The sequence below is a fragment of the Streptomyces sp. NPDC087440 genome (assembly GCF_044744005.1).
Taxonomy (GTDB): domain Bacteria; phylum Actinomycetota; class Actinomycetes; order Streptomycetales; family Streptomycetaceae; genus Streptomyces.
The window spans coordinates 36,994-58,591 of sequence record NZ_JBIUXN010000031.1 but is presented as its reverse complement, the minus strand read 5'-3'; the positions used below and the strand labels follow the sequence as shown (position 1 = coordinate 58,591).

Here is a 21,598-nt window from a genome sequence, read left to right as displayed (position 1 = left end):
CCGGCAGACTCCGGAAGGAACTGGCTCCCCTCAGTCGCGGAAGTGTTCCGGGCGACCCCCGAAAGAGGCGGGTCGGGTGCGGGGGAGACCCGCGGCACCTGCCCCGAAGCGGCCCGACGAGGGCTTCCACGTCCTCTCGGGCACCGTGCTTCACCGTGGGGGAGACGGACCACGACGCTTCCCGCAGCAGGTTCCTGCGGACACCGCCCGGCACTCCGCGCTTGCGCGCACGTGACCGACGGACCCGCCACTGGCCGGGCCTGACGCCGACGCGTCTCGGCCCGGCCCCGGCCGGATCTCTCATGAGCGGCTCCGGCCTGGGCAGACGCAGGAACAGGGGGCTCTGTCCGAGTCACCGCGACACATCTGACCGGAGGGAGAGCTCATGCTCGAAGTGGAGAACATCCGCGACTGGCTGGGACACGACGTCGTCGACAGCGAAGGCAGCAAGATCGGTGTCCTGGAGTCCGTGTACGTCGACACCGCCACCGACCTGCCTGCCTTCGCCGCGCTCACAGTGGGGCTGCCCACCCGCAAACGCATCACCTTCGTGCCGCTGACGGGCGCCTCCGTCTCCCCCTCGCACCTGCGCGTGGCCTGGCCGAAGCAGGTGGTGAAGGACGCCCCTTCCATCGACACCGACGGCGAGCTGGCGGCCGACGAGGAGCTCCCGCTGTTCGCCCACTACAAGCTCGACTACGGAACGGGCGGCGCACGGCGCCTGGCCCGGCGCTGACCGGAACCGGGCCGGGCCTTCGGCGCAGCGTCCGGGACCCGGGCCCCGCTGCGCCGGGCCCCGCTGCGCCGGGCCCGGCGCGGCTCCCCTCAGGTGTAGAGCCCCCAACGCGCCTTCACCGTACGGAAGTCGGTGAACAACAGCCGCGTGGAACAGCGGGTGGAGCGGTAGGTGCAGGAGGCCGGCCTGGCGGGGTCGCCGCCGATGATCACGCCCGCCGCCAGGACCTGGCTGCCGTCCCCGGTCAGGGTGAACACGGGGCCGCCGCTGTCGCCGCTGCCGGAGGCCAGGAGCTTCTGGAGCTGGTCGCCGGTGGACACTCCCCGGGACGTGTGGGTGCCCCAGTCGAGGGTGCTGTTGGTCTTGGTGATCTTGATGTCGCAGTGCACACCGCTGAACGCTCCCGAGGTGCACACCAGCGAACCGTTGCGGGGCGCGGACGTGCCCGCGATGACCTTCGTGTACTCGGTGCCGTCCTCGACCCCGCCGTCCCACATGCGGTTGGTGACGTCGCCGTTGTCGACCGCGATCAGCGCGGTGTCCAGCCCGTCGTCCACGGCCTGGACCGTCCCGATCACCTGGGACGGGCCGCCCGGGACATTGGTGCGCACCTGGTCGCCGGGGCGGAAGCAGTGCGCCGCGCTGATGAGCTTGCGCGTGATGCGGCCGTCGTCCTCCCGCGCGTACCCAGGGAAGGCGACGCTGCAGCTGTTGATCTGGATGCCTGCCTCCCAGGGCGCGTCACCTCCCCAACGGCTTGCGTAGGGCGTGGGCATGGCCTCCGTCTCGGTCCGCACCACCAGCGGGTCCGCGGGCTGCGGTACCGCCGTCCGCTTCCCCTGTCCGGCGACGACGCCCACTTCGATGCCGGTGCCGTCGGGCAGCGGGGTGACCCGGTGTACGGATCCGCCGACGCCCACTCCGTGGGTACGCAGGACGGACCGGGCGTGCTGGTCGAGTTCGGCGGCGGAGTGCTTCGCCGGGTGTGTGCGCACCCGGAACCCGGCATGCCGCTTCCCGGCCTCGCGCGCCACCGCCGCGGGCGGTGTTCCCTTCCAGTACAGGTCGACGAAACCGCCGGGAACGTCCAGGGTGATGCCCGCGAAACCGGCTGCCCCACTGTGCTCCCCGGCCCGCTCCAGTGCGTCGGCCACGGCCAGCATGGGAGCCTGCGCACGGGCGAGCCGGGCGTCCCCGCCAGAGGCCGCGGAGCTGTTCTGGCTCTCCGCGACCGCGACCGACGGGCAGGACGCGGCGAGTGCGGCGCCGATCAGGGCGGGCGCCAGGACGCGCACCCGCAGTGACCTCGGTGTCCTGGTCCCGGCCCTTCCTTCGTGCCGTGGTGCCGTCGAGGCGATGCCGGTCCGTCCCAGGCTGCTCGTCGTTCTTGATCGATCCATCGTGTGCTGCCTTCCCCCGTGATGGTGTGACGGCCGCTCGGGTCCGCCGGTCGTCGGTGCCGCGGCGGCCGGAACGGACCCCGGTCTACGCGCGGTGACGACGTGCGGTCACGCTAGCGGCGGTAGGCGGGATTCCGGTGGTCGTGACGGACCGCGGACGAATTGCGGGCCGTGCTGTGACACCGCTCGGTACTGGACGGGACTGCCGGGGCACGTGTTGCGCCGGTGTCGTCTGCCCGGCTCAACCGCCAGTGTCGCGGCGCAGTGCGACAGGTACGCGGCGGACGCGTTGGACTGATGCGGGGCCTCCGAAAATCGCGTGAGGACGAACCCCGCGCCGAGCTGTCCGCCGCTCTGGCCGGTGAGGACGAGTTCTGCGCCGCTCTGGCCGGTGGGGGTGTGGCCGTATTCCGGCGCGGCGTCCGCGCCGACCCTCGCGGCGCGTTCCTCCGCGGAGTACCGCGTGACGTCTTTGCAGGGCGAGGCGTGTGTGACGGTCAACCCGCGTCGTGCCGTCCGCATCCGATGGCACCCAGCTCTGTGACGTCGGCGGCCAGGCCGTCCAGCTCAACGGGATGAGCACCCACGGCACCCAGTGGTCGCCCACACCCTCCCGGGCCGTGACAGCCGGTGCAGCTGGGTGACCCCGGCCGTCGGCACCGGCACGCCACGGCTCACGGTGACGGGCGGCTCCTCGTCGAGCGCGGTGCGCTGAGCGGGACACCTCTCCCACCGCCGCGTCCGGGCAGTGGGAGAGGGGGCACCGTCAGCCGCGCCCCGGGGTCGGCGGCGGCCCCGCGGTGGTGACCGGGCGGGCCGACACGGTGACGTGGTCGACCCGCATCGCGTGGCCCGGCCTGGTTGTCGCACCGGGCGACACCCCGTCCTGGCGCGGGAGTTCACCGCCGATCGCCACGTTGAGGATCAGGAAGAGACCGTGGTCCACGGCCCGCTGCCACGTCCCGGAGTCCATCCGGCGGGCCGGCACCCGGTGGTAAACCCGCCCGTCCAGATACCAGCGCACCTCCTCGGCGCCGGCGCTGCGGTCGATCTCCACGGCGTACGAGTGGAACGCCGTACGGCATCCGGCGCACTTCTGCGGGGCCGAGCTCAGACCCGCCGGCTCCCCGCACGGGCCGCCTCGCAGGACCCCGCAGTGCATCGTGCCGAAGACGGTGTCCTGGCCGTTGACCGACTCCATGACGTCCAGCTCGCCGACGCCCGGCCAGCCGGTGTACCCGTCGCGCAGCGGTGCGCCCAGGGTCCAGAACGCGGGCCAGTAGCCCGCCGCAGCAGGCCCCGTCACGTCCGGCAGGGCGATCGACGCCTCGATGCGCAGCGCCCCGCCGGGCGGGGCGGCGAAGTCGGAGCGCCGGGTTTCGATCCGGCCCGACGTCCACCGTCCGTCCTTGCGCAGGGGGACGATCTCCAACGCCCCCTTGCCGTCGAGGCGGACGTTGTCGGTCGAGTCCGTCATCGTCTCGATCTCGCCGGTGCCCCACCGCGGGGCGGGACAGCCGGGGTAGCAGGTACCCACGTCATGCATCCAGTGGGCGGCCGACGGGGGGCTTCCCGCGGGGCCGTCGAAGTCGTCGCGCAGCAGCCGCACCCAGCCGCCGGTCGCCGACGGCCGCCCCGTGCCGTTCCCGTCCGCACCTGCGGCGGGCAGCGCGCCCGCCTGTGTGAGCAGGCGCTCCAGCCGGGCGGCGAGGACCACGGCCGCGGCGTTCGTCAGGTGGGCGTCGTCGCGGTAGAGCAGCACCCGGTCCAGCACGGCCGGGCAGGTCGGCCCGTCCTCCGGGCAGAGCACCTCGTTCACACCGATGCTGCGTACGCCGGGCAGCGCGCCCGACGCGATCCTGTGCGCCAGCGGATCGGGCCGCCACGACTCGCGGCGGTCGAACGCGCAGGCGTCCGGCGACTGAAGGTGACCCGACACGCAGGCCGGGACGTCCGTGCCGGGCACCGGGGTGTCCTCGACGTAGACGATGGGCACCCCCAACTCCCGCAGTGGGGCGAGGGTTTCCTCCCATCCCTTCAGCAGCAGCTTCTCGTCGGCGGTGTACCGGTTCAGCGAGGAGATCACCACCAGGCGCGGCCTCGGCTGCTGCCGGAGCCGGTCCAGGGCGTGCGACCGCCAGGTGTCGCACTCCCGGTAGGCGCGGCCGAGCTGGGGGCTGTGCACCGTGATCCGCGGCAGTGGGCATCCCTGCTTGACGAGTTCCTGGAGTGCCCAGCCGCGTTCGGCGGCGATGCCGAGCAGCGGTGAGAACCACTGCCCGGCGTGCGAGTCGCCGAGCAGCACGATCCGGTCGGGACTGGCCACCGCGCCGAACAGGCAGTCCGGGCTGCGGGTCGCGGCCGGGGAGACCTGGCACGCGCCGTCCGGCGGGAAGTCGCCCCGTGCCTGGGCGGGGGCGGGCAGTACCGGCCCGTCGGCGGGGGGCACACCGGGCTGACGGAGCAGCAGATGCGGACCCGAAGCGGCTCCCGCGGGCAGTCCCTTCGGGTCGGGCGGAGCGGTGTCGCCCAGCAGGTGGAGCGTGGTCGTGCCGATCGTCAGGGCGAGGGCGACCGGCAGGACGATCGCCGTGACGCCCACCGAGAGACCGCGCCGGGTGTGCGCGGACACGGTGCGGCTGCGGCGCAGGGGGCGCTCCACCCCGTACGCCGTGGCGAGGGCGGGCAGGACGGCGGCCAGCGTCAGCGCGCTCTTCGCGGGCCAGTCGAGCGTCCCGAGCCGGGCCTCGGCGAGCACCAGGACCGGCCAGTGCCACAGGTACAGCGTGTACGACAGCCTCCCCACCGCCCGCGGAGCCCGCATCGCCAGCAACCGGCCCACCCCGTGGGCACCTTGTGCGTCGCGCTCGCCGCGGCCCGGTATCGCCGCCAGGATGACGGCTGCGGTCGCCAGGGTCGGCACGAGGGCCGCGTAACCGGGGTACGGCGTGGTGTGGTCGTACGCGAGGACGCACCAACCGATGGCCGCCGCCCCCGCCCACCCGCACAGCAGCCGCAACGGGCGGGGCCCGCGCATCAGGTGCCACGGCAGCAGCGCGAGCAGCGCCCCCGCCCCGAACTGCCAGACCCGCGCAGGTGTGGCGAGGTAGGCGAGCGAGGCCGACTCCTGCGTCCAGTACAAGGACAGTGCGAAGGAGGCGAGGACGAGCGGGACCACGGCGACGGCCACGGCCGCGCGCACCGCGCGTCCCCTGCGCACCGCGCGCGCGACGCACAGTCCGGCGATCGCCAGCAGCGGTGCCCAGAAGAAGTAGAACTGTTCCTCGACGGCCAGGGACCAGAAGTGCAGCAGCGCGCTCTGGTCGTGACCGGCGGCGAGGTAGTCGGTCTGCTGGGCGGTGAACCGCCAGTTGGCGACGGACAGCGCCGCCGCGAGGACGTCGTGCTCCAGGCCCGCACGCCGCAGCGGTACGGTCAGCCAGGCGCCCACCGCCGCCACCGCGACCAGCACCACGGCGGCGGACGGCAGCAGACGGCGCGCCCGGCGGGAGAAGAAGTCCCCGAGCCGGATGCGGCCGGTGGTGATGGCCTCGCGCACCAGGAGGCCGGTGATCAGGTAGCCGGAGATGACGAAGAAGACGTCCACGCCGACGAAGCCGCCCTGGAGGCCGGGGACTTGGGCATGGAAGGCGAGGACCGCGAGCACGGCGACGGCGCGCAGCCCCTCGATGTCGGGCCGGAAGGCCGAGCGGTGCGGACTGGGCCCCGACTCGGAGTCCGGGGTGGTGGAGGGTGGCACGGGCGGAGAAGCGGTGGACCGCTGCCCGCGGGGTGTGACGGAGGCGGCGGACGGCCGGTGGGCGGGGGCCGCGGAGGACGACATGGCAGGAGGGCCTTTCGGATCGTTCAACTCGCCCAGGGGAGCATCGGGTTGACCCACCCGGATGCCACCAGGCCGATGAGCAGCAGGAGGGCGGTGGCGGCCAGGGTCTCGGGCCAGCGGCGGGGCAGCATGGCGGCGCGCGACGCGGGCAGCGCCCGGCGGGCACGCCCCAGCAGGGTTCGTACGCGGCCGGCCGGGACGTTCCCGGTGCTCGTGGGCCCGGGGCCGGCCGGGCGCAGTTCCCCGTACAGGTGTCGTATCAGCGGCACATGGAGCTGGCACTGCACCGTGACGTACAGGAGCAGCCCCCAGCCCTGTGTCCAGCCGTTGCGCGCCACGACCAGCGCCAGCCCCGCGACGGCCGCCGCATGCGAGACGAGCAGCCAGCCGAGCGAGACGGCCACCACCCGCCGTGCCATGCCGCCCGACGCGGCCGGGCCCTTGGCGCCGGTGGGCACCCAGGCGGCGCTACGACCGCGCAGCGTGTGCCAGAAGGCCACCGCCGCGGCCACGCTGGTCAGCACGTTCGCGCGGATCACCTCCACCCGCCATCGGGTGCGGCTGACCCGGGGGAGCAGCACGTGCCACAGCCACAGCGGGGCCAGCAGCGGCAGGACGTGCCAGGGGCGCACGTCGTCGGGGTAGCAGAACATCATCACCAGCGGTGGCAGTGGTGCGACGAAGGTGTTCACCGCGGTCGTGAGGTAGCCGACGATGCCCTCGGCGAAGCACAGCCGCATCCGCCAGGGCGCCCCCATCTCCGTGAGGACGGGCGTGCTCAGCAGGTGGAGGTTGCCCATGGCCCAGCGGTACTGCTGGTTGACGAAGGAGGTGACCGACTCGGGGGACGTGCCCTTGGCGACGAGCACCGGCACGTAGAGGGTGCGGAAGCCCCGTGCGTGGAGGGCGAGTCCGGTGTAGAGGTCCTCGCTGTGGTCGAGCCGGGCGAACCCGCCGGCCAGGTCGAGGGCGCTGCGCCGGTAGACGGCGTTGCTGCCGCAGCAGATGGCGGCGTCGCTCACGTCGCGCGAGGGCTGTATCCAGCGGAAGAACCACTCCTGGGCAGATCCGGCGGCGCGCTGGATCCAGTCCATGGACGCGTCCGTGTCGAACCACTGGGGGCTCTGCACGATGCCGACCGCCGGATCGGCCAGATACGGGATGAGGTGCCGCAGGAAGTCGGGCCGGGGCGCGAAGTCGGCGTCCAGGATGGCGACGACCTCGGCGCTGCTGAGGGTCAGGGCGTGGTTGAGGTTCCCGGCCTTCTTCAGGTGTCCGCGGTCGGGCCGTACGACGTACTCGTAGCCGTACGAGGCGGCGAGCGCGGCGACTTCGGGCCGGTCGCCGTCGTCCAGGACCCAGACGGTCAGCCGGCCGGGCCAGTCCAGTGCGGAGACCGCGCGGTAGGCGTTGGTCAGGACGGCGAGCGGCTCGCCGCAGGTGGGCAGGTAGAGGTCGACGGACGGGGGTTGGGCGGGTTGCCAGGCGTGCACGAGCAGTTCGTGCGACCGGCGGGTGAGCCTGCGGCGGCGCAGGCTGTTGACGCAGGAGAGGGCGAGGGCCACGACGTTGAGTCCGAGGACCGCGAGGAAGGCCCAGAGGGCGGGAGTGCGCAGGGCGAAGGCGAACATGGTGGCGGCCGTGCACACGAAGGCGAGCGACGTGCTGACCAGCACCCAGCGGTGCTGCGGACCGAAGTACGCGTAGAGCTCGTCGTCGGAAGGTGGTTGCGGAAGGTGATGCACAGTCATAAAGCCCCCCACGGCTGTGTATGTGCGTGTTTCTGTCGTGCACCTTGGCATCAGAGGTGTAGACCAATTGCGTTCGATGACTCAATGCCCTTATTCGGAACGGGGATTGGTGCGACTCAATTGGTCCAGACCTCTGACCCGTCCCATCCGACAGGCCACGCACCCCGGGTCGGGGAAGCTGCTGGTCACGCGCCGGTGAACAGCCCCGTAACTCTTCACTCCCACCGAGCCGACGCCTACCGGGCGTGCTCCCGCAGGAACGGCAGGACCGCGTCGACGAAGGCCGCGTTGCGCTCACCGGCCATCGTGTGACCGGCGCCGGCCACCTCCACGCTCCGCGCGCGGGGGACTCGCGCGCAGAAGTCCGCAGCGGCCTCCTCGCTCACGACGTCACTGAGTTGCCCCCGCGCCACCAGCACCGGAACGTCGGACCGGCACGCCGCGCCCAGCAGGCGTTCCGTCATGCCGGGCGGATCCATGCGGTGCTCGAAGCTCTCCAGCAACCGGGGGTCCCAGGTCTCCCCGTGCGGGAGCCGGCGCATCGTCTCTACGATCCGGCGCAGCCCTCGCGGGTCGGGGCGGTGCGCCACGTCGACCAGCACCAGGGCGCGCACGGCCGCCCGGGGCTCCTCCCCGGCGGCGAGCAGCGCGCTCAGGCCGCCGAGCGAAGCCCCGACGACCACCGGGAGCCCGTCGAGTGCGGAGACGAGCGCCCGGACGTCGTTGGCGAACAGGTCCAGCCCGTAGCCTCCGCTGCCCGTCGGCCGCCCGCTGGCGCCGTGCCCGCGCAGGTCCGGCGCGACGACGTGGTGCCCGAGTGCCGCCAACCGGCCGCCGGCAACCTGCCAGGCCCGACGGGTCTGACACCCGGCGTGCAGCAGGAGCAGGGGTGGCGCGCCCCCCTCTTCCCACACGTCCGCCACGAGCGGGATCCCGCCGTACCCCGTGAAGTGCCGGACCCGGGGCTCGGCTCCGGCGTTCACGGCGCGCTCCGCGCGGGTGGAGCAGCTCCGGCCCCTGTTGTGTGCGCGCACATGTGCATGCCCCCTCCGGAACGGTGAAAACGGTGCGGCTCCCAGCTTCGGCACTCTCCCCGAACCCGCAAGGGCACCGCACCCCGCACGGCGGCATCCGGCCACCGCCGCGGCACGCCGATGGGCCGTTGGCGGAGAAGTGCTGGTAGTCGGGGTGGTTCCAGCGGCCGCCCCGGCACCGGCCGGCGCGTGCCGTGGCGGTGGTGACGGCGTGGCCGCGTCGCGTGATTCCCTTGGCGGGGCGGGGCGGGGCGGTTGCGGCGCAGGCAGCGGTGTCCGGCGGCGGGGTGGACTGTGCCGAAGGCGTCGCCGTAAGAGCTTTCGACGGTGTTGAAGTCGAGGGCGTCGCCGTAGGAGTGGCGGGAGAGTTTTGCGGGGTTGCCAGTGATGCGGCGGCAGTTGTAGGCGGAGGCGTTGTCGTCGGCCATGGTGGCTTCGTCGTTGCCGCGGTATTCGGCCATCACCCGCATGGTGCGGAGGGGGTAGCGGGCGTTGACCATCGGACCGAAGGCGTGGGTGACGTCCCGGACGGAGCGCGGCGGCAAAGCCTGCCATGCACACCCGCTGACCAGCACATTGACGATCGCCGCGAACAACGTCTCATCAGGGATGTCCTGCGTCCCGCCACCCTGCGGCCGCACCCTCGACTGCGGGATGAGAGGCCCCGCGATCTCCCACAGCCCGTCCGGAACAGTCCAACTCCACGTGCCCTGACCCATGCTGGACTGCCCTACCCAGCCTCACCGCATAACACCGTCTTACGGCCGTGTCGGCCAGATCAGCGCCTGGGCGACGATGACGTTCTCGCCGTTGAAGGTGACGGCGGGGCCTTCGTACAGTGCATAGCCAAGACCAATCGCCTCGCTCACCCGGTGGCAGAACGTGGCGTCGTCCGGTCCGGTCAAGACTCGGTAGACGGGCAACCCGTCCGGTGGTGTGCTCATGAGTGAAGGATCTCAGGCCAGCTCCAAGCGCCCATGAGCGCCCCCGGCTCCAGCGCTCCCAGTGCCGTGGGCGGTTCCGGTGAAGTTCTTTGCTGATCCTCGGACGCGGATTGTTGGTGGTTCGGCACCCGGTCCACGGCGGTGGCTTCGATGCTGGTGCGGTGGAGGCGTTGTCCAGCACGACCGTGCATGAGTGCTGGGGCCCAACTCAGGCGATTGGGCTTCAGGTTGTTCCGCCGCGGGATGTTGGAGCCGAACGCGGAAGCGGGGTATGCAGTACTTCGGCATAGAGGCTCTCGAAGCTGCTCCAGGAGTTCTCCAGGAGTTACGGTCGGGGAACTGTACGCCCCGAGCTTCAAGGCCATTGCTCAGCCGACGGCGCGCACGACGGGGAGGTCCTTGCCGTCCAGGTGAGGAGTCGCTTCGCGTTGTGATCTTGCGTCAGCAGAACCGGCTCCCGGCCAACGGCAGGCTGGTGGTAGGCCCGCGCGTCGCCGCACCTGGAAATCCTGACCGGCTTCTGCGGCACGACGGCGGCGAGGATGGCGTCCGCCCCGAACCCTGCAACACCCCGCCGCCGCGCTTCGACCGCGCACACGGCAGCCAAGGCACGCAGCGCCCCGTACGCATCGCCGTGCTCGACCCCGCCCTCGGCAAGGAAGCGGGCGTTCTCCCGCGTCCGCTCCCGCACCAGCATGTGACGCCGATCCCGATCCCGATCCCGTCCAGCAGCGCATACGACCGCACCCCACGCTGCTTCCGTACGGCGGTCGCGTCGCCCTGGATCCGCCGACTGCCCTGATCTTGCCGCCGGGCGTACAACTCGTTGTCAGCGACACCGGGTGCGCGAGCAGCTCGTGTCGCCCGCGCCGCGTGATTGCCGACTGCGGCCCGTAGTCCGCGTACAGCCGTATCAGCCGCTCCCGGTAGGCGTCCACGAACTCCTCCAGCCGTACCGGGAACGCCGCCTGCTCCGCCTCGGGGATCACGGACCAGAGAACGGGCAGGACCTCCTCGGTCATGCCGTCGTCGAAGCGGACATGGACCGCGAACGCGGCGTACGACCGCACCGCAACCGCCAGCACCCACATGTCGCCCTGCGGCCGCTGGCGGGTTCGAGTCCGGCGGGGACAGTCAGGTCACCGTCCGGGCCCATGTCAGGCACACCTCCTGGGCCACCGGCACCACCCGCCCTGACGGCCACGCCGTCGTCCAGCAGGGCGGCCCCCGCTCCCTGATCACAGAGAGCAGCCAGGGGGCCGGCGGGGAGGCGGACGCCGGGCCGGCAGCCGTTCCGGTTCCGCTGGGTCGTGTCGGGGTGGTGGTGGGGGGTAGCTGGTCGGCATGAGGCCGGTGACGAAGTACGCGCTTATTGCCTTGGGGGTGTGGGTGGCCGCGGCGGCCGTCTTGTTGTGGAGGGGCAACATGCCGTGGTGGATGGCTGTCGTGGTTGCTGGTGCGCCCGCCTCTGGGGTGATCAGTCTCAGCTTGCTTCGGCGTCAGTGGGATCAGGCTGCGCAGGACTGGAAAAACCGCCCTCGCGGGTGAGAAGGCGCTCTACGCACACGCTCGTTTCCAGTGGGACGAGCAGATCTCCTTCTGGCGGATGGATGGGTGAAGCAGGTGTCGTGCTACACGAGAGGGGTCGGGAAAGTGCGGGGCGAGTGATACGCGCCGTGTCTCTTTCACCGAGTGGGCGTCAGGAGGTTGCACTGCTGTCGGGCCCTCGCGGACGGTGTTGATGAGGGTGCGGGTGTCGCCGGGGTGGTGAAGTTTGCTGTCCACGACCATCAGGTCAAACGGCCCCATTCCGAGCGCGTGCGCCTTCCGGACGGACGGCCGTGGTCGCGGTGGCGTATGTCGAGAACACGGTCACCGGCTCGTCGTCCCCCACCCACGACAGCAGCTCCGCCTCGTCAGTGGTGCACGGCATCCCGCTCGGCGCCGCGACCTTCGCCTCACACGCCCCCACCATCGCCCCCGCCCGCCCGCCCGGCCCGACGCCACTCCGCGGCCATCTGCGTCAGCAGATCCGTCGTCGGCACCAACACACCAACACCCGCCGCGCGTTGAGCCGCTGAGCGGCCACCGCAGCGATCCGCGTCTTCCCCGATGCCGTCGCCGCGATCACCTGGCACCGCAGACGCTCCTCTGGAACCGGGGAGCGGGCCGGGAGCTGGAGATATCGAAGCACGGCGTCGACCGCCTCAATCTGATGTGCGCGAAGCCCGTTCTGCGACATTCAGGTTTCCCCTCTGGGGTGGTTGGTCGCGCCTCGACATGCCGCTCACAGGGCTCCACTTGGGGTGATCGCCGTATCCTCGCCTTCACGGATGCGGGCGTACAAGGTGATCACCCAGCCCTATCCGGGCCGGCGGGGAGCAACTGCTGCCGCGATGTGGCCGGCGCCGAGAACGCCCTCCGGGCCCGCGGGACTCGTACGGCCAAGCAGCCACCCTCAGGGCAGCAGACATACTGATCAGTCATGGACAGACACAGCACACGGCGGTCGACACTCGTGGTCGACGGGGAGACGTTCGACATCGCCGAGCGCCCTGACGAGTTGGGCACGTACGACTTCACCTGGCTATCAGGCCCCAACCCCGGATACGGCTTCACCTCCGCCGTACAGCCGGCCAGAGTATTGAGCGAGGCGGAACTGCAAGTACTAGCACGGGACTTCTTGAAGCAGGTGGACCCAACCACCGGACACATTGAGTAACTCTCCTCGACAGCCACCGCAAGGCGCGGTAGGCACTCAAGACCGCCGACGGCCAGTACGACGCGGGCAAGGGGCAGGTGGTGGTTGGCGTGATCACCGCGTACTGCCAGGGCTTCACGAAGCGCCCAAACTGGGTGAATGAGTGAGCTGATGCACCACGAGGGCGACGAGGTTGCCGAACTGCAGGCGGAAACAGCAGACCTTCTGCTCGGGCACGTCTACGCACCGCTGCTGGACGACCAGCACGTACGGGGCGTGATGCCCGGCCCGTCGGGAACACCGGACATCCGCGTCGCCCTCGGCCCCCGAGGCGAAAGCACCCCGAGCGAGCTGACCGCATACGAGATTCCCCTCTACACGGGCGAGGAACTCCGCACATCCCACGACATCGTCGCCCTCCTGCGCTCCGCACACACCGGAACCCACAGCTACCCCGAGGACGCGGTCTCCTCCGTCATGGGGATCGACCTCTACCGGCTCACCCCGTCATCGCTCAAAGAGGCTCCCTTCACCACCGACGACTGGACCTCCACCCTGCTGCGCGTACTGGCCCGCCCAGTCCAGGAACACCACCGCACCAGCCTGCGCGGATTCCTCTTCCTCGAAAACGGACTGCTCCGCCTGTACGCAAGCACCGGTCACACACCTGACGTCATCGGCATCGAGGTACGCCCCGGCGGATCCCTTCCGGCCCTCCACGCGATGATTCCCCTCATGCTCGAACCAGAGGAAGCCTGGCGTGCGCTGGACGACGTCCAGGACCCGCACTGCCGGTACGTAGTGGACCTCACCGAGGCTCTGCCGAAGCCGTGGGAAGGCGGTGTCCGCCTGACAGAGGAGGAATACTCCGCCGCCGTGCGGATGCGGGCATGGGTCCTGCATGAGCAAGAGATCGACGACGACCTGCGCTGGGCGACGCAGCAACGGATGACCGTTCGGGAGCGGGAGCAGAGAGAGGCCGGTTACGCACCCGCACGCGGTACCACCACCCCCCCGACGGCCAGGTGCTGTGTGCTGCACTGCGCGATGACGGCAGGATCGCCCTCAACAGCAACATACTCACCGCCGAAGTGGCGGACCGGTTACGGCGGCAGATGCCCGTGTTCGCCGAACTCATCACCTGCTACCAGGGAAGCCAGGAGGTGGGCAACGGGCTGCAGGGCGCGCCCATCGACCGCACGCCCCTGCCGGGCCCCGCGAGCCCCTGCCCCCAGCCCGCCGTACCGGACGCAACACCGAGTACGGCACAGCCCGACCGCCCTGACGGCGCACTTCGGCGCACGGCAGCCTCCCGAAGGCGCTGGGTGTTCCGACGCCGCCGTCCGGACTGACACGGTCGGAGAGGTTCCCCACCGCCCCTGCCGAGGCCGCACCGGTCCCCGACCGGAGCGGTACCGGTGCCGGTGCCGGCACCAGTGAAGTCGGCCAGGGGCAGGGCGCCCCTTCTGGTTCTTGCGCCGGGGCACGAGTGTGCGCTGCTGCGCTGCACGCACTCGCCGTGGGGATGGGTCCCGGGCCCTCTGGGGCCTGCGACAAGTGCTCTGGAATGATGCTGCGGTGCCTCATACCCCCGAGCGACCGTCACTGTCGCCCAGCGCGCCGACTCCTGAGCCGCAACGTCTCCTCATCCTCGCGGGGGCTCGTCCCCACTTCACCTCCGTGGACGGGTGCGCTCGGGTGGGCCGTGTGCCGGAGGCGGGCCCTTTCAGGGGTGCAGCCGTTCGTGGTACCTGGTGTCCCCGGCGGCACGATGATCTGCCGCGTCAAGACGGCGCGGCAAGGCCAGCCAGTTCCGGGGTATCGCCTTGGGTCGTGCAGGACAGTGAGGTGTCTTGAATGGGGGCACGAGCGGGCCGGTGAGGGGTGTGAGGGGGCAGCTGAAACTGCGACCGGGCTACCGCAGGACGAATCCCGTGCCGAGGTCGTCGTCGGGGTCGAGCGTGAAGACGTGCATGCCGGTCCGGTGGGCGATGCCGGTGACCGAGGGAACGACGGCCCGGCGGCCGTGGGCCTCGGTCTCCGCTGCCACCCGGGCCGTGAACCGGCTGCCGACGATCGACTCGTGCACCAGGGTCTGCCCCGGCCCCAGGACGCCGTTCGCGGCGAGGACGGCGATCCGCGAGCAGGTGCCGGAACCGCACGGGGAGCGGTCGACCTGGCCGTCGGCGAACACGGTGACATTGCGTTGGCGCGCACTGCCGTCCGCGTCGGTGCCGAGGTCGTCGTACAGGATGGTGCCGTAGATCCCGCTCAGGCGGTCGTCGGCGGGGTGGCGGGCGTGTGCGGTGCCGTTCAGAGCCCACTTCACCTCGCGTCCGACGGCGATGAGGTCGCTGTAGTGCTCGGGCGACACGGACAGACCGACGGCGGACGCGTCAAGATGGGCGTAGAGCGCGCCCCCGTACGCGATGTCGACCGTGACGTCGCCGCGCGAAGTGCTCACGGCGACCGATGAGGCGACGCGGTAGCTGGGCACATTGACGAAATCGATGCCGGTGATCCTGCCGCCGTCGCCGCGCACCCGCAGCGTGACACGCCCGGAAGGCACGTCGATGACGACGGTAGTGGTGCCGGAGGGGTCGGGTGCGACGAGGCCGGTGTGAACCGCCCACGCCGCGAGGGCCATGGAGCCGTGGCCGCACGCCGTGGAGAAGCCGTCCTTGTGCCAGAACAGCACGCCGAAGTGGGCCCCCTCGTCGTCGGGCGGCGTGAGGAAACCCCCGTACATGTCGGCGTGTCCACGGGGTTCGCAGCACAACAGTTGGCGCAGACGGTTGACCGCGGGGTCGTTCATGGCGAAGACGCGGCGCTCGGCGACGGTCGCCCCCTCCAGGGGCACGGGCAGGTCGACGACGATACGGAAGGGCTCCCCGGCGGTGTGGTAGTCGACGGTGCTGATGCTGAGGGCGTGCGGCGGTCCGTAGATCACGACGGCTCCTTCGGCCAGTAAGGTGTTACATATTACCGACGACGATGCGGAGCCCTTCATGCAGTCCGTCACCCTCGACGCGGACGGGGTACGCGCCGCCGTCTCCATGCGCGAAGCCATCGACGCGGTACGCAGAGGATTCGTCGACCTGGCGGCGGGCGAGTTCGAGATGCCCACCCGCACTGTCATGCGCGACGGCCAGTTCCTGGTGATGAACGCCCATCACCGGGCGACCTCCACGGCCATCATCAAGACGCTGAGCGTGAACTTCGACCGCACCCCGGCCATCGCCGGAACGGTGGTGTGGGCCGAGACCGGACGCACGGACACCCTGATCGCGGACGCCGGAGCCGTCACCACTCTGCGCACCGGCGCGGCCGTGGGCGTCGCCACCGACCTCCTCGCACCGGCCGACGCCGGGCGGCTCACCCTCATCGGGGCGGGCGGTCAGGCCGCCGACCAGGTCCGCGCCGTCCACGCGGTACGCCCCCTGCGCGAGTTGACCGTCGTCAACACCGACCCCCGGCGCGCGGCCGCACTCCTGGAAACGCTCGCACCCGAACTGGACGGGGTCCGCACGCGCACCGCGGCCGACCCCGAGGCGGCGGTCGCCGACGCCGACATCGTCTGCTGCGCCACCCCCGCGACCAGTCCGCTCTTCACCGCGGCCGCCCTGCCTGCCCGCGTGCACGTCAACGCCATCGGGGCCTTCCGCCCCACCATGCGCGAGCTGCCCGACGAACTCCTCGCGGACAGCGCGGTGTTCATCGACGAGCGCGAGGCGATCCTCCAGGAGTCCGGCGAGATCCTGCACGCCCTGAAGGCGGGGGCCCTCGCGGAGCACGACCTCACGGAACTCGGTACCGCCCTGACCGCGGCCGACGTACCGCGCGGCAGCCGGACGGTCTTCAAGAGCGTCGGCGTCGCCATGCAGGACTGGGCCGTGGCCCGGCTGCTCGCCGAGAAGTTCCTGGGCGACCGGCTTCCGTAGCCGCGCGCGCCGCCCGTCACGCCCTGCGTGCGTACACGATGAGGTTGTCCACCGGGTGGCCCTGCGCGTCGAACGCGCCGTCGCAGGTGATCAGCCGCAGCGCCCGGTCCCGCGTGGCCCCGTACACCCGCTCGGTGGGAAACGCGTTCTTGCGTACTGTCTCGCGGCCCGTGACCTCGAAGTGCACCACCGTGCCGCGTTCGTCGCGGACGGCGATGTCGGCGCCCTGGGCGATCCGCTTCAGGCCGTGGAACACGGCGCGCCCCTCGCGGGTCGCGTTGTGGCCGATCAGTACGGCGGGTCCCGGGGCGCCCGGGACCGGGCCGCCGGAGTACCAGCCGGTGGTCATGCCCTTGTCGGCGGGCGGCACTTCGACCGTCCCGTCCGCGTTGAGGCCCAGCCGCATGATCTCGCTGCGCACGCCGAGGGACGGGATGGACAGGTGCACCGGAGGCCGGGAATGCGCACCGGTGTCGGGCGTCGCCGGTGACGCGGGGCTCGCCCCCGGGACGGCTTCGGCGGCGCTCGCCGGGCGGTCGCCGGTGTGCGGGGCATCGCGCTGCGCGGCACATCCGGACACGGTGGCGGACGTGGCCAGGAACAGGCAGGCGAGAGCGGTCAGCGCGCGGGGGCGGTGAGTCGGGAACGTACGGAACACGGTGGGTGGCTCCTCCAGCGGCGATGAGGACGGGAACGGCGGAGGCCGACGGCCGGTGGGGCGGGCGTTCCTGACGGGACGTCGCTTCCACCGACCGTCGGCCGAAGGCGGGTCAGCCGTTGTTCCGTACGGTGGACCTGCGGCGCAGCACCACCGTTGCGGCGCCCGCGACGAGCAGTGCGGCACCGGCGGCCGACCCGGCGGCGGTCGTACCGTCTGCGGGCTCGGTGGCGGGCTGCTCACCGGCGGCCACCCCGCCGCGCGGCGCCTTCACGGCGGGCGCCGAACGGTCGGGAGCCGGTGCGCTGCTGGGGCTCTGGTCCGCGGGCGATGCAGAGGGGGCGGGAGTCGCGGTCGCCGGGGCCGACACCGAAGGTGCGGGCGACGGCGTCGTGGTGGCGAAGGCCGGGGCGGCCGGAAGGCAGACCGCGCCCACCGCGACGGCGGTGAGGACAACGCGGCGCAGCGGCTTGCTGAGGTGAAGCGACGACATGGATGAGGCTCCGTTCCTGATCGGCCTCGACGGCGGGGCGGGTACGGACGCGTACCGCACCGCGAGGCGTGCCGCCAGGCTGGCGCGGAGTTGTGAGGAACCTGTCAGGACGCTGTCGTCATCGGATCAAGCCGTCGGCAGTCACGGGGCGAGACGGGCTGCCCGGGGCCGGCGGGGGAACCGGACCGCCCGGGCCGGTGCGGGAGACCGGCAGCCGGAGAGTGAACACCGAGCCCTCGCCGGGAGTGCTCACCGCGGACACTGTCCCTCCGTGCGCCTCCGTCAGTTTCCGTACGATCGCGAGACCGAGCCCGCTGCCGCCCGTGCGGCGGCTGCGGGACTTCTCCGCACGCCAGAAGCGCTCGAAGACGTGCGGCAGGTCCTCGGCCGGGATGCCGGTCCCGGCGTCGGCGACCTCCAGCAGGACCGCGTCACCTGGTTCCGGACACCGGGCGCGCAGGGTGACGTGCCCGCCGCCGGGGGTGTGCCGCACCGCGTTGGAGACGAGGTTGCCGACTGCCTGGCGCAGCCGTACGGGGTCGGCCGCGAGGACGGGCACGGGGAGGTCCTCGGCCGGTGGGTCCACGCGCAGCGCGACCCCGGCCGTCTCCGCGAGGGCCTGGTGCGCGGCGGCGACCTGTGCGAGCAGTTCACCGGTCCGCACCGGTTCGAGGCGCAGCCGCAGCGCCCCCGCGTCCGCCTGGGCGAGGTCCTGAAGATCGTCGATGATGTGCTGGAGCTGCACGGCCTCCTCGTGCAGCGAGGCGATGAACGCCGCGTCGGGGTCGGCCACCCCGTCCTGGGCGGCCTCCAGCCAGCCCCGGATGTTGCTCAGGGGGGTGCGCAGCTCGTGTGCGACGTCGCTGACCATGGCCTTGCGCTGGGCCTCCAGCCGGGCGCGGTGCGCGGCCATGTCGTTGAACGCGGCAGCCAGGCGGCCGAGTTCGTCGTCGGCGGCGACCCGTACCGGAGCGGACTCCGCGCCCTCACGCATCCGCTGGGCGGCGCCCGTCAGCGCCTGCAGCGGCCGTACGAGCCGCACGCCCGCGAGCACCGAAGCGCCGACGGTCAGGGCCAGCACGAGGGCGGTGACACCGGCGATCTTGGCGGTGTTCGCCGGGGAGAGGTCGAAACCCGGCACGGTGGCGGTGCCGCTGTCACCGATGAACAGCAGCGCGGGCGGGGCGACGTACGCGCCGAGCTGCTCGCGGCGGGCGGTTCCGACGCAGGAGGCGACGGCCCGGTCGCTGTCGGCGTCGTGCGGGGCTTTGACGGCCGGGGAGGCCGACGGTTCGGTGCGGGGCGGGAGCGAGGCGGAGGGCGGGGTCGAGGGCACCGGGGCCGGAGGGATCGCCACCGTGTCGGGGGACGGCCCCTGGCCCCAGGTCAGGTCTCGGTTGAGGGGTACGGCGGGGCGGCCCTGGCGTTTCAGACAGGCGTCGGAGAGCTGGTTGAGGGCGGCGAGTGCTGTGCGCTCGGTCGAGGTGGGGGCGTTGAGGGCTCCGGAAGAACAGCGGGAGCCCTCCAGGCGGCCGGGATCGCTGCCGACGAGCCGGACCCCGGGCCTGCCGCCCGGGTCCGCCACGACGTCGGAGGCGATCCCGGCGGAGCTCAGGCAGGACACCACGCGATCGGCGAGGCGGCGCAGCTCCCGCAGCTCCGCCGGTGGCAGCCGGAACGGGCCGACGGCCCGCGGATCGATGCGGTCCGCCGAGCCGCCCGCCCGCGCCGGGTCCTGCTCGTCCCGCGCCGCGAGCGCGGTGTCCACGGAGAGCGGGTCGACGACGGCCGACGCCTGGGCGGGCAGGGCGAGCCGTGCGCGCGCGTCCGACGAGTCGGCGAGCGGCGTCCTGTGCTCGGTGGTCAGCGCGATCCGGCGGCCGGACCGCGCCGCGAGGTCGCGCACGGTTCCCTCGACGCCGTCCCACGTGGTGTGGGTGGCCGCGTACCCCAGGAGGCTGTGGTGGATGCGGGCGTCGGCGGCGAGGTTCTGCCCCTGTTCCTGGCGGATGGCACCCGACGTCGTCTGTACGGCGAGCCAGGCGGTGGCCGCCACCGAGCAGGCCGCCACCAGCGCCGAGACGGCCAACAGCCGCCCCAGCAGGCTCTTGCGCAACGGCAGCCGGTTGCGCGGGGCCGCGTCCGTTTCCGTCGCCCGCCTCCTACGAAAGCGCACGGCCCGCGTCCTTCTGAGGGTCCGTCAGCTTGTAGCCGACGCCGAACACGGTGAGCAGCCGGGCGGGACGTCTCGGTGCGGGCTCTATCTTCTTCCGCAGGTTCATGACGTGCATGTCGACGGTGCGGACGCTGATGTACCGGTCGAACCCGTGCAGTTCGGCCAGGAGCTGCTGCCGTGAGAAGACCCGGTCGGGTGCGGCGGCGAGCGCGCCGAGCACCCGGAATTCGCCGGGCGTGCAGTCCACCGTACGGCCGTCCACCGACACCGTGTGCCGGGCGGTGTCGACCACGAGGGAGCCCACCCGGAGCACGTCCTCGTCGGGGGCCTCGGAAACCGGACGGCGGGTGCGGCGGAGCAGGGTGCGTACCCTGGCCATCAGCTCGCGTGGGCTGTAGGGCTTGGTGACGTAGTCGTCCGCACCGAGGTCGAGGCCGATCAGCAGGTCGTCCTCGGTGGAACGGGCCGTCAGCATCAGTACGGGCAGCTCCCGCTGCTCGGCCCGCAGTACGCGGACCACGTCCAGCCCGTCGGCCCGGGGCATCATCACGTCCAGCACGAGCAGGTCGGGCTCACCCTGCCGGACGGCCTCCAGGGCGGCGAGACCGTCGGCGACTGCGGTGACCCGATGCCCCTCGCGTTCCAGGTAGCGGTACAGGAGCTCGGCCTGCTTCTCGTCGTCCTCGGCGATGATCACATGAGCGCACACGGGGCCGATCGTAGTCGGGCCCGGCCGCCGCCCCGCCTCGAGGGCACACCTGTCACGGGTGCCCCGGCCCGGTGCGTTCGGGATCGTGGTGCCTTCCACCGTCCGGTGGCTCGGTCACCGGTCGGCGGGCGGCCGGGACGCAGGACGACGTAGCCGCCGCGCTCGCACACCACGATCCGGTCGAGCACCTCGCGTTCCCCGGCGGCGCCGAGGAAGAAGTCGCCGAGCGGTGACTTCATCGCCCGATACTCCTCGTAGTGCACCGGCATCACCCAGCGAGGGGCAACTGTGCGGCGAAGGAGGCGCCTTGGGTGCCGTCCATCCACAGGCGTCCAGGTCTCGGCAGCGCCGGGCGACGGAGCCGACGACCGGCGGCAGCGACAGGGTGTCGCCCGAGAGGTACAGGCTGAGCTCAGCCGGACCGTCGGCCGGGCCGAACTCCAGCAGGCTGCCCATGATCGGAGGCATCAGCGCCCGCAGCGCGCCGCCCGCATGCCGTCCGGGCAGCGCCGTCACCTTCACCCGGCACTCGCGCCCGGAGACGGTGCGGCTGTGCCAGGTCGGCATCTCCTCGGCCCCGCCGAACCCCTGCCACCGGCGCAGACGGCGTGCCGCGTGCGGTGTGGTGAGCACCGGCAGCGATCGGTCGTGGCCACGCCGTGCGACCTGGTTCCCGTGGTCGCTGTGCAGGTGGGACGGGCCCACTGCGTCCATGTCGGCGGGCAGTTGGCCGACCGTCACGATGGCCCGTCGCGCCGACAGTTCGCCCGGCCGCCATCCGTGACGTCCTGCTGGGAGGCCTGTACGTACAGGCCCTAGGCGGAATCCGCCACGTGCGGAAGGCGCGTCTCCAGTACGGCGGTGAGGGCGGCGACGGCGGCATCCTGCTGTGCCAGCGTCGCGAGGAGCACGACTTCCGAGCGGACGGCCTCGCGTTGCGCGCGATGGCGCTCCGAGTCGGCCCGGGCGGCGGCGGCCTGTGCGGTGTGATAGCGGGACCGGGCGTCGTCAAGGGCGTGTTCGACTTCCTGGCAGCGCGAAGTCGCCTGGCGCAGAGCCTCTTCATGTGCGGACATGTCAGGTCAACGCTCCTCTCCACCGCCTGGCACGGGCGCCCCTGCCCAACCGCCGAAACCATGGGCCAGCCTTCGCCCGGGTATGGCCCCTGACCAGTGCGAACTGATTTCAAACGGGTGGAACGCCTCCTTATT

Annotated in this window: 18 protein-coding genes and 1 pseudogene; 6 read left to right on the top strand and 13 right to left on the bottom strand. The window is 72.0% G+C overall.

The features are described from left to right. The first annotated feature begins 385 nt into the window (after window positions 1-385). A complete protein-coding gene (locus ACIO3O_RS39200) occupies window positions 386-736 on the top strand; it encodes a PRC-barrel domain-containing protein (protein WP_401754573.1) in 351 nt (116 codons plus the stop codon). A gap of 89 nt (window positions 737-825) precedes the next feature. Here ACIO3O_RS39200 and ACIO3O_RS39195 read toward each other — a convergent pair whose 3' ends face one another. From ACIO3O_RS39195 to ACIO3O_RS39170, 6 genes and pseudogenes are all read right to left on the bottom strand, one after another. Then, complete coding sequence (locus ACIO3O_RS39195) at window positions 826-2,031, bottom strand: S1 family peptidase (protein ID WP_401754570.1); 1,206 nt, start codon at window positions 2,029-2,031, stop codon at window positions 826-828. Window positions 2,032-2,902: 871 nt separating this feature from the next. Beyond that, window positions 2,903-5,980: an acyltransferase family protein gene (locus ACIO3O_RS39190; protein ID WP_401754567.1), complete on the bottom strand. Its 3,078-nt coding sequence runs from the start codon at window positions 5,978-5,980 to the stop codon at window positions 2,903-2,905. Between the two features lie 23 nt (window positions 5,981-6,003). Continuing rightward, complete coding sequence (locus tag ACIO3O_RS39185) at window positions 6,004-7,731, bottom strand: glycosyltransferase (protein ID WP_401754564.1); 1,728 nt, start codon at window positions 7,729-7,731, stop codon at window positions 6,004-6,006. A 236-nt stretch (window positions 7,732-7,967) separates the two neighbouring features. After that, a complete protein-coding gene (locus ACIO3O_RS39180; protein ID WP_401754561.1) occupies window positions 7,968-8,714 on the bottom strand; it encodes an alpha/beta fold hydrolase in 747 nt (248 codons plus the stop codon). 587 nt (window positions 8,715-9,301) lie between these two features. Then, a pseudogene (locus tag ACIO3O_RS39175) lies at window positions 9,302-9,484 on the bottom strand (transposase); the annotation flags it as partial. A gap of 39 nt (window positions 9,485-9,523) precedes the next feature. After that, window positions 9,524-9,709, bottom strand: coding sequence for a DUF1737 domain-containing protein (locus ACIO3O_RS39170; RefSeq protein WP_401754558.1), 186 nt, complete (start codon window positions 9,707-9,709; stop codon window positions 9,524-9,526). 430 nt (window positions 9,710-10,139) lie between these two features. On the opposite strand from ACIO3O_RS39170, the gene ACIO3O_RS39165 reads away from it, so the two are divergent. Continuing rightward, complete coding sequence (locus tag ACIO3O_RS39165) at window positions 10,140-10,511, top strand: hypothetical protein (RefSeq protein WP_401754555.1); 372 nt, start codon at window positions 10,140-10,142, stop codon at window positions 10,509-10,511. A 1,048-nt stretch (window positions 10,512-11,559) separates the two neighbouring features. After that, window positions 11,560-11,790, top strand: coding sequence for a hypothetical protein (locus tag ACIO3O_RS39160; RefSeq protein ID WP_401754686.1), 231 nt, complete (start codon window positions 11,560-11,562; stop codon window positions 11,788-11,790). On the opposite strand, the gene ACIO3O_RS39155 is transcribed toward ACIO3O_RS39160, so the two are convergent. Beyond that, a complete protein-coding gene (locus ACIO3O_RS39155) occupies window positions 11,733-11,951 on the bottom strand; it encodes a DEAD/DEAH box helicase family protein (protein ID WP_401754552.1) in 219 nt (72 codons plus the stop codon). The two genes, ACIO3O_RS39160 and ACIO3O_RS39155, sit on opposite strands and share 58 nt — an antisense overlap. Window positions 11,952-12,194: 243 nt before the next feature. On the opposite strand from ACIO3O_RS39155, the gene ACIO3O_RS39150 reads away from it, so the two are divergent. Next, the gene (locus ACIO3O_RS39150; RefSeq protein WP_401754550.1) at window positions 12,195-12,431 is read left to right on the top strand and encodes a hypothetical protein; all 237 of its coding nucleotides are present in this window, start codon (window positions 12,195-12,197) and stop codon (window positions 12,429-12,431) included. Between the two features lie 138 nt (window positions 12,432-12,569). After that, on the top strand, window positions 12,570-13,850 hold the full coding sequence (locus ACIO3O_RS39145; protein WP_401754547.1) for a hypothetical protein: 1,281 nt from the start codon (window positions 12,570-12,572) through the stop codon (window positions 13,848-13,850). A gap of 475 nt (window positions 13,851-14,325) precedes the next feature. On the opposite strand, the gene ACIO3O_RS39140 is transcribed toward ACIO3O_RS39145, so the two are convergent. Beyond that, window positions 14,326-15,420 carry a proline racemase family protein gene (locus tag ACIO3O_RS39140; RefSeq protein WP_401754544.1) on the bottom strand — a complete coding sequence of 365 codons (1,095 nt, stop codon included), beginning with the start codon at window positions 15,418-15,420 and terminating at the stop codon, window positions 14,326-14,328. On the opposite strand from ACIO3O_RS39140, the gene ACIO3O_RS39135 reads away from it, so the two are divergent. Further along, window positions 15,419-16,351: an ornithine cyclodeaminase family protein gene (locus ACIO3O_RS39135; RefSeq protein ID WP_401754541.1), complete on the top strand. Its 933-nt coding sequence runs from the start codon at window positions 15,419-15,421 to the stop codon at window positions 16,349-16,351. The two genes, ACIO3O_RS39140 and ACIO3O_RS39135, sit on opposite strands and share 2 nt — an antisense overlap. Window positions 16,352-16,367: 16 nt before the next feature. On the opposite strand, the gene ACIO3O_RS39130 is transcribed toward ACIO3O_RS39135, so the two are convergent. The 5 genes from ACIO3O_RS39130 to ACIO3O_RS39110 all read right to left on the bottom strand — a co-directional run bounded on the left by ACIO3O_RS39130 (window position 16,368) and on the right by ACIO3O_RS39110 (window position 21,463). Next, complete coding sequence (locus ACIO3O_RS39130; RefSeq protein WP_401754538.1) at window positions 16,368-17,009, bottom strand: class F sortase; 642 nt, start codon at window positions 17,007-17,009, stop codon at window positions 16,368-16,370. Between the two features lie 112 nt (window positions 17,010-17,121). Then, window positions 17,122-17,502 (bottom strand): sortase-dependent protein, encoded by a 381-nt coding sequence (locus ACIO3O_RS39125; RefSeq protein ID WP_401754535.1) that lies wholly within the window; start codon window positions 17,500-17,502, stop codon window positions 17,122-17,124. A gap of 118 nt (window positions 17,503-17,620) precedes the next feature. After that, entirely contained in the window at window positions 17,621-19,678 is a 2,058-nt protein-coding gene (locus ACIO3O_RS39120) for a sensor histidine kinase (protein WP_401754532.1), read from the bottom strand. Beyond that, a complete protein-coding gene (locus tag ACIO3O_RS39115) occupies window positions 19,665-20,387 on the bottom strand; it encodes a response regulator transcription factor (RefSeq protein WP_401754530.1) in 723 nt (240 codons plus the stop codon). The genes ACIO3O_RS39120 and ACIO3O_RS39115 overlap by 14 nt, the downstream gene beginning before the upstream one ends. Before the next feature lie 815 nt (window positions 20,388-21,202). Continuing rightward, window positions 21,203-21,463 carry a hypothetical protein gene (locus tag ACIO3O_RS39110; protein ID WP_401754527.1) on the bottom strand — a complete coding sequence of 87 codons (261 nt, stop codon included), beginning with the start codon at window positions 21,461-21,463 and terminating at the stop codon, window positions 21,203-21,205. Window positions 21,464-21,598: the final 135 nt, after the last annotated feature.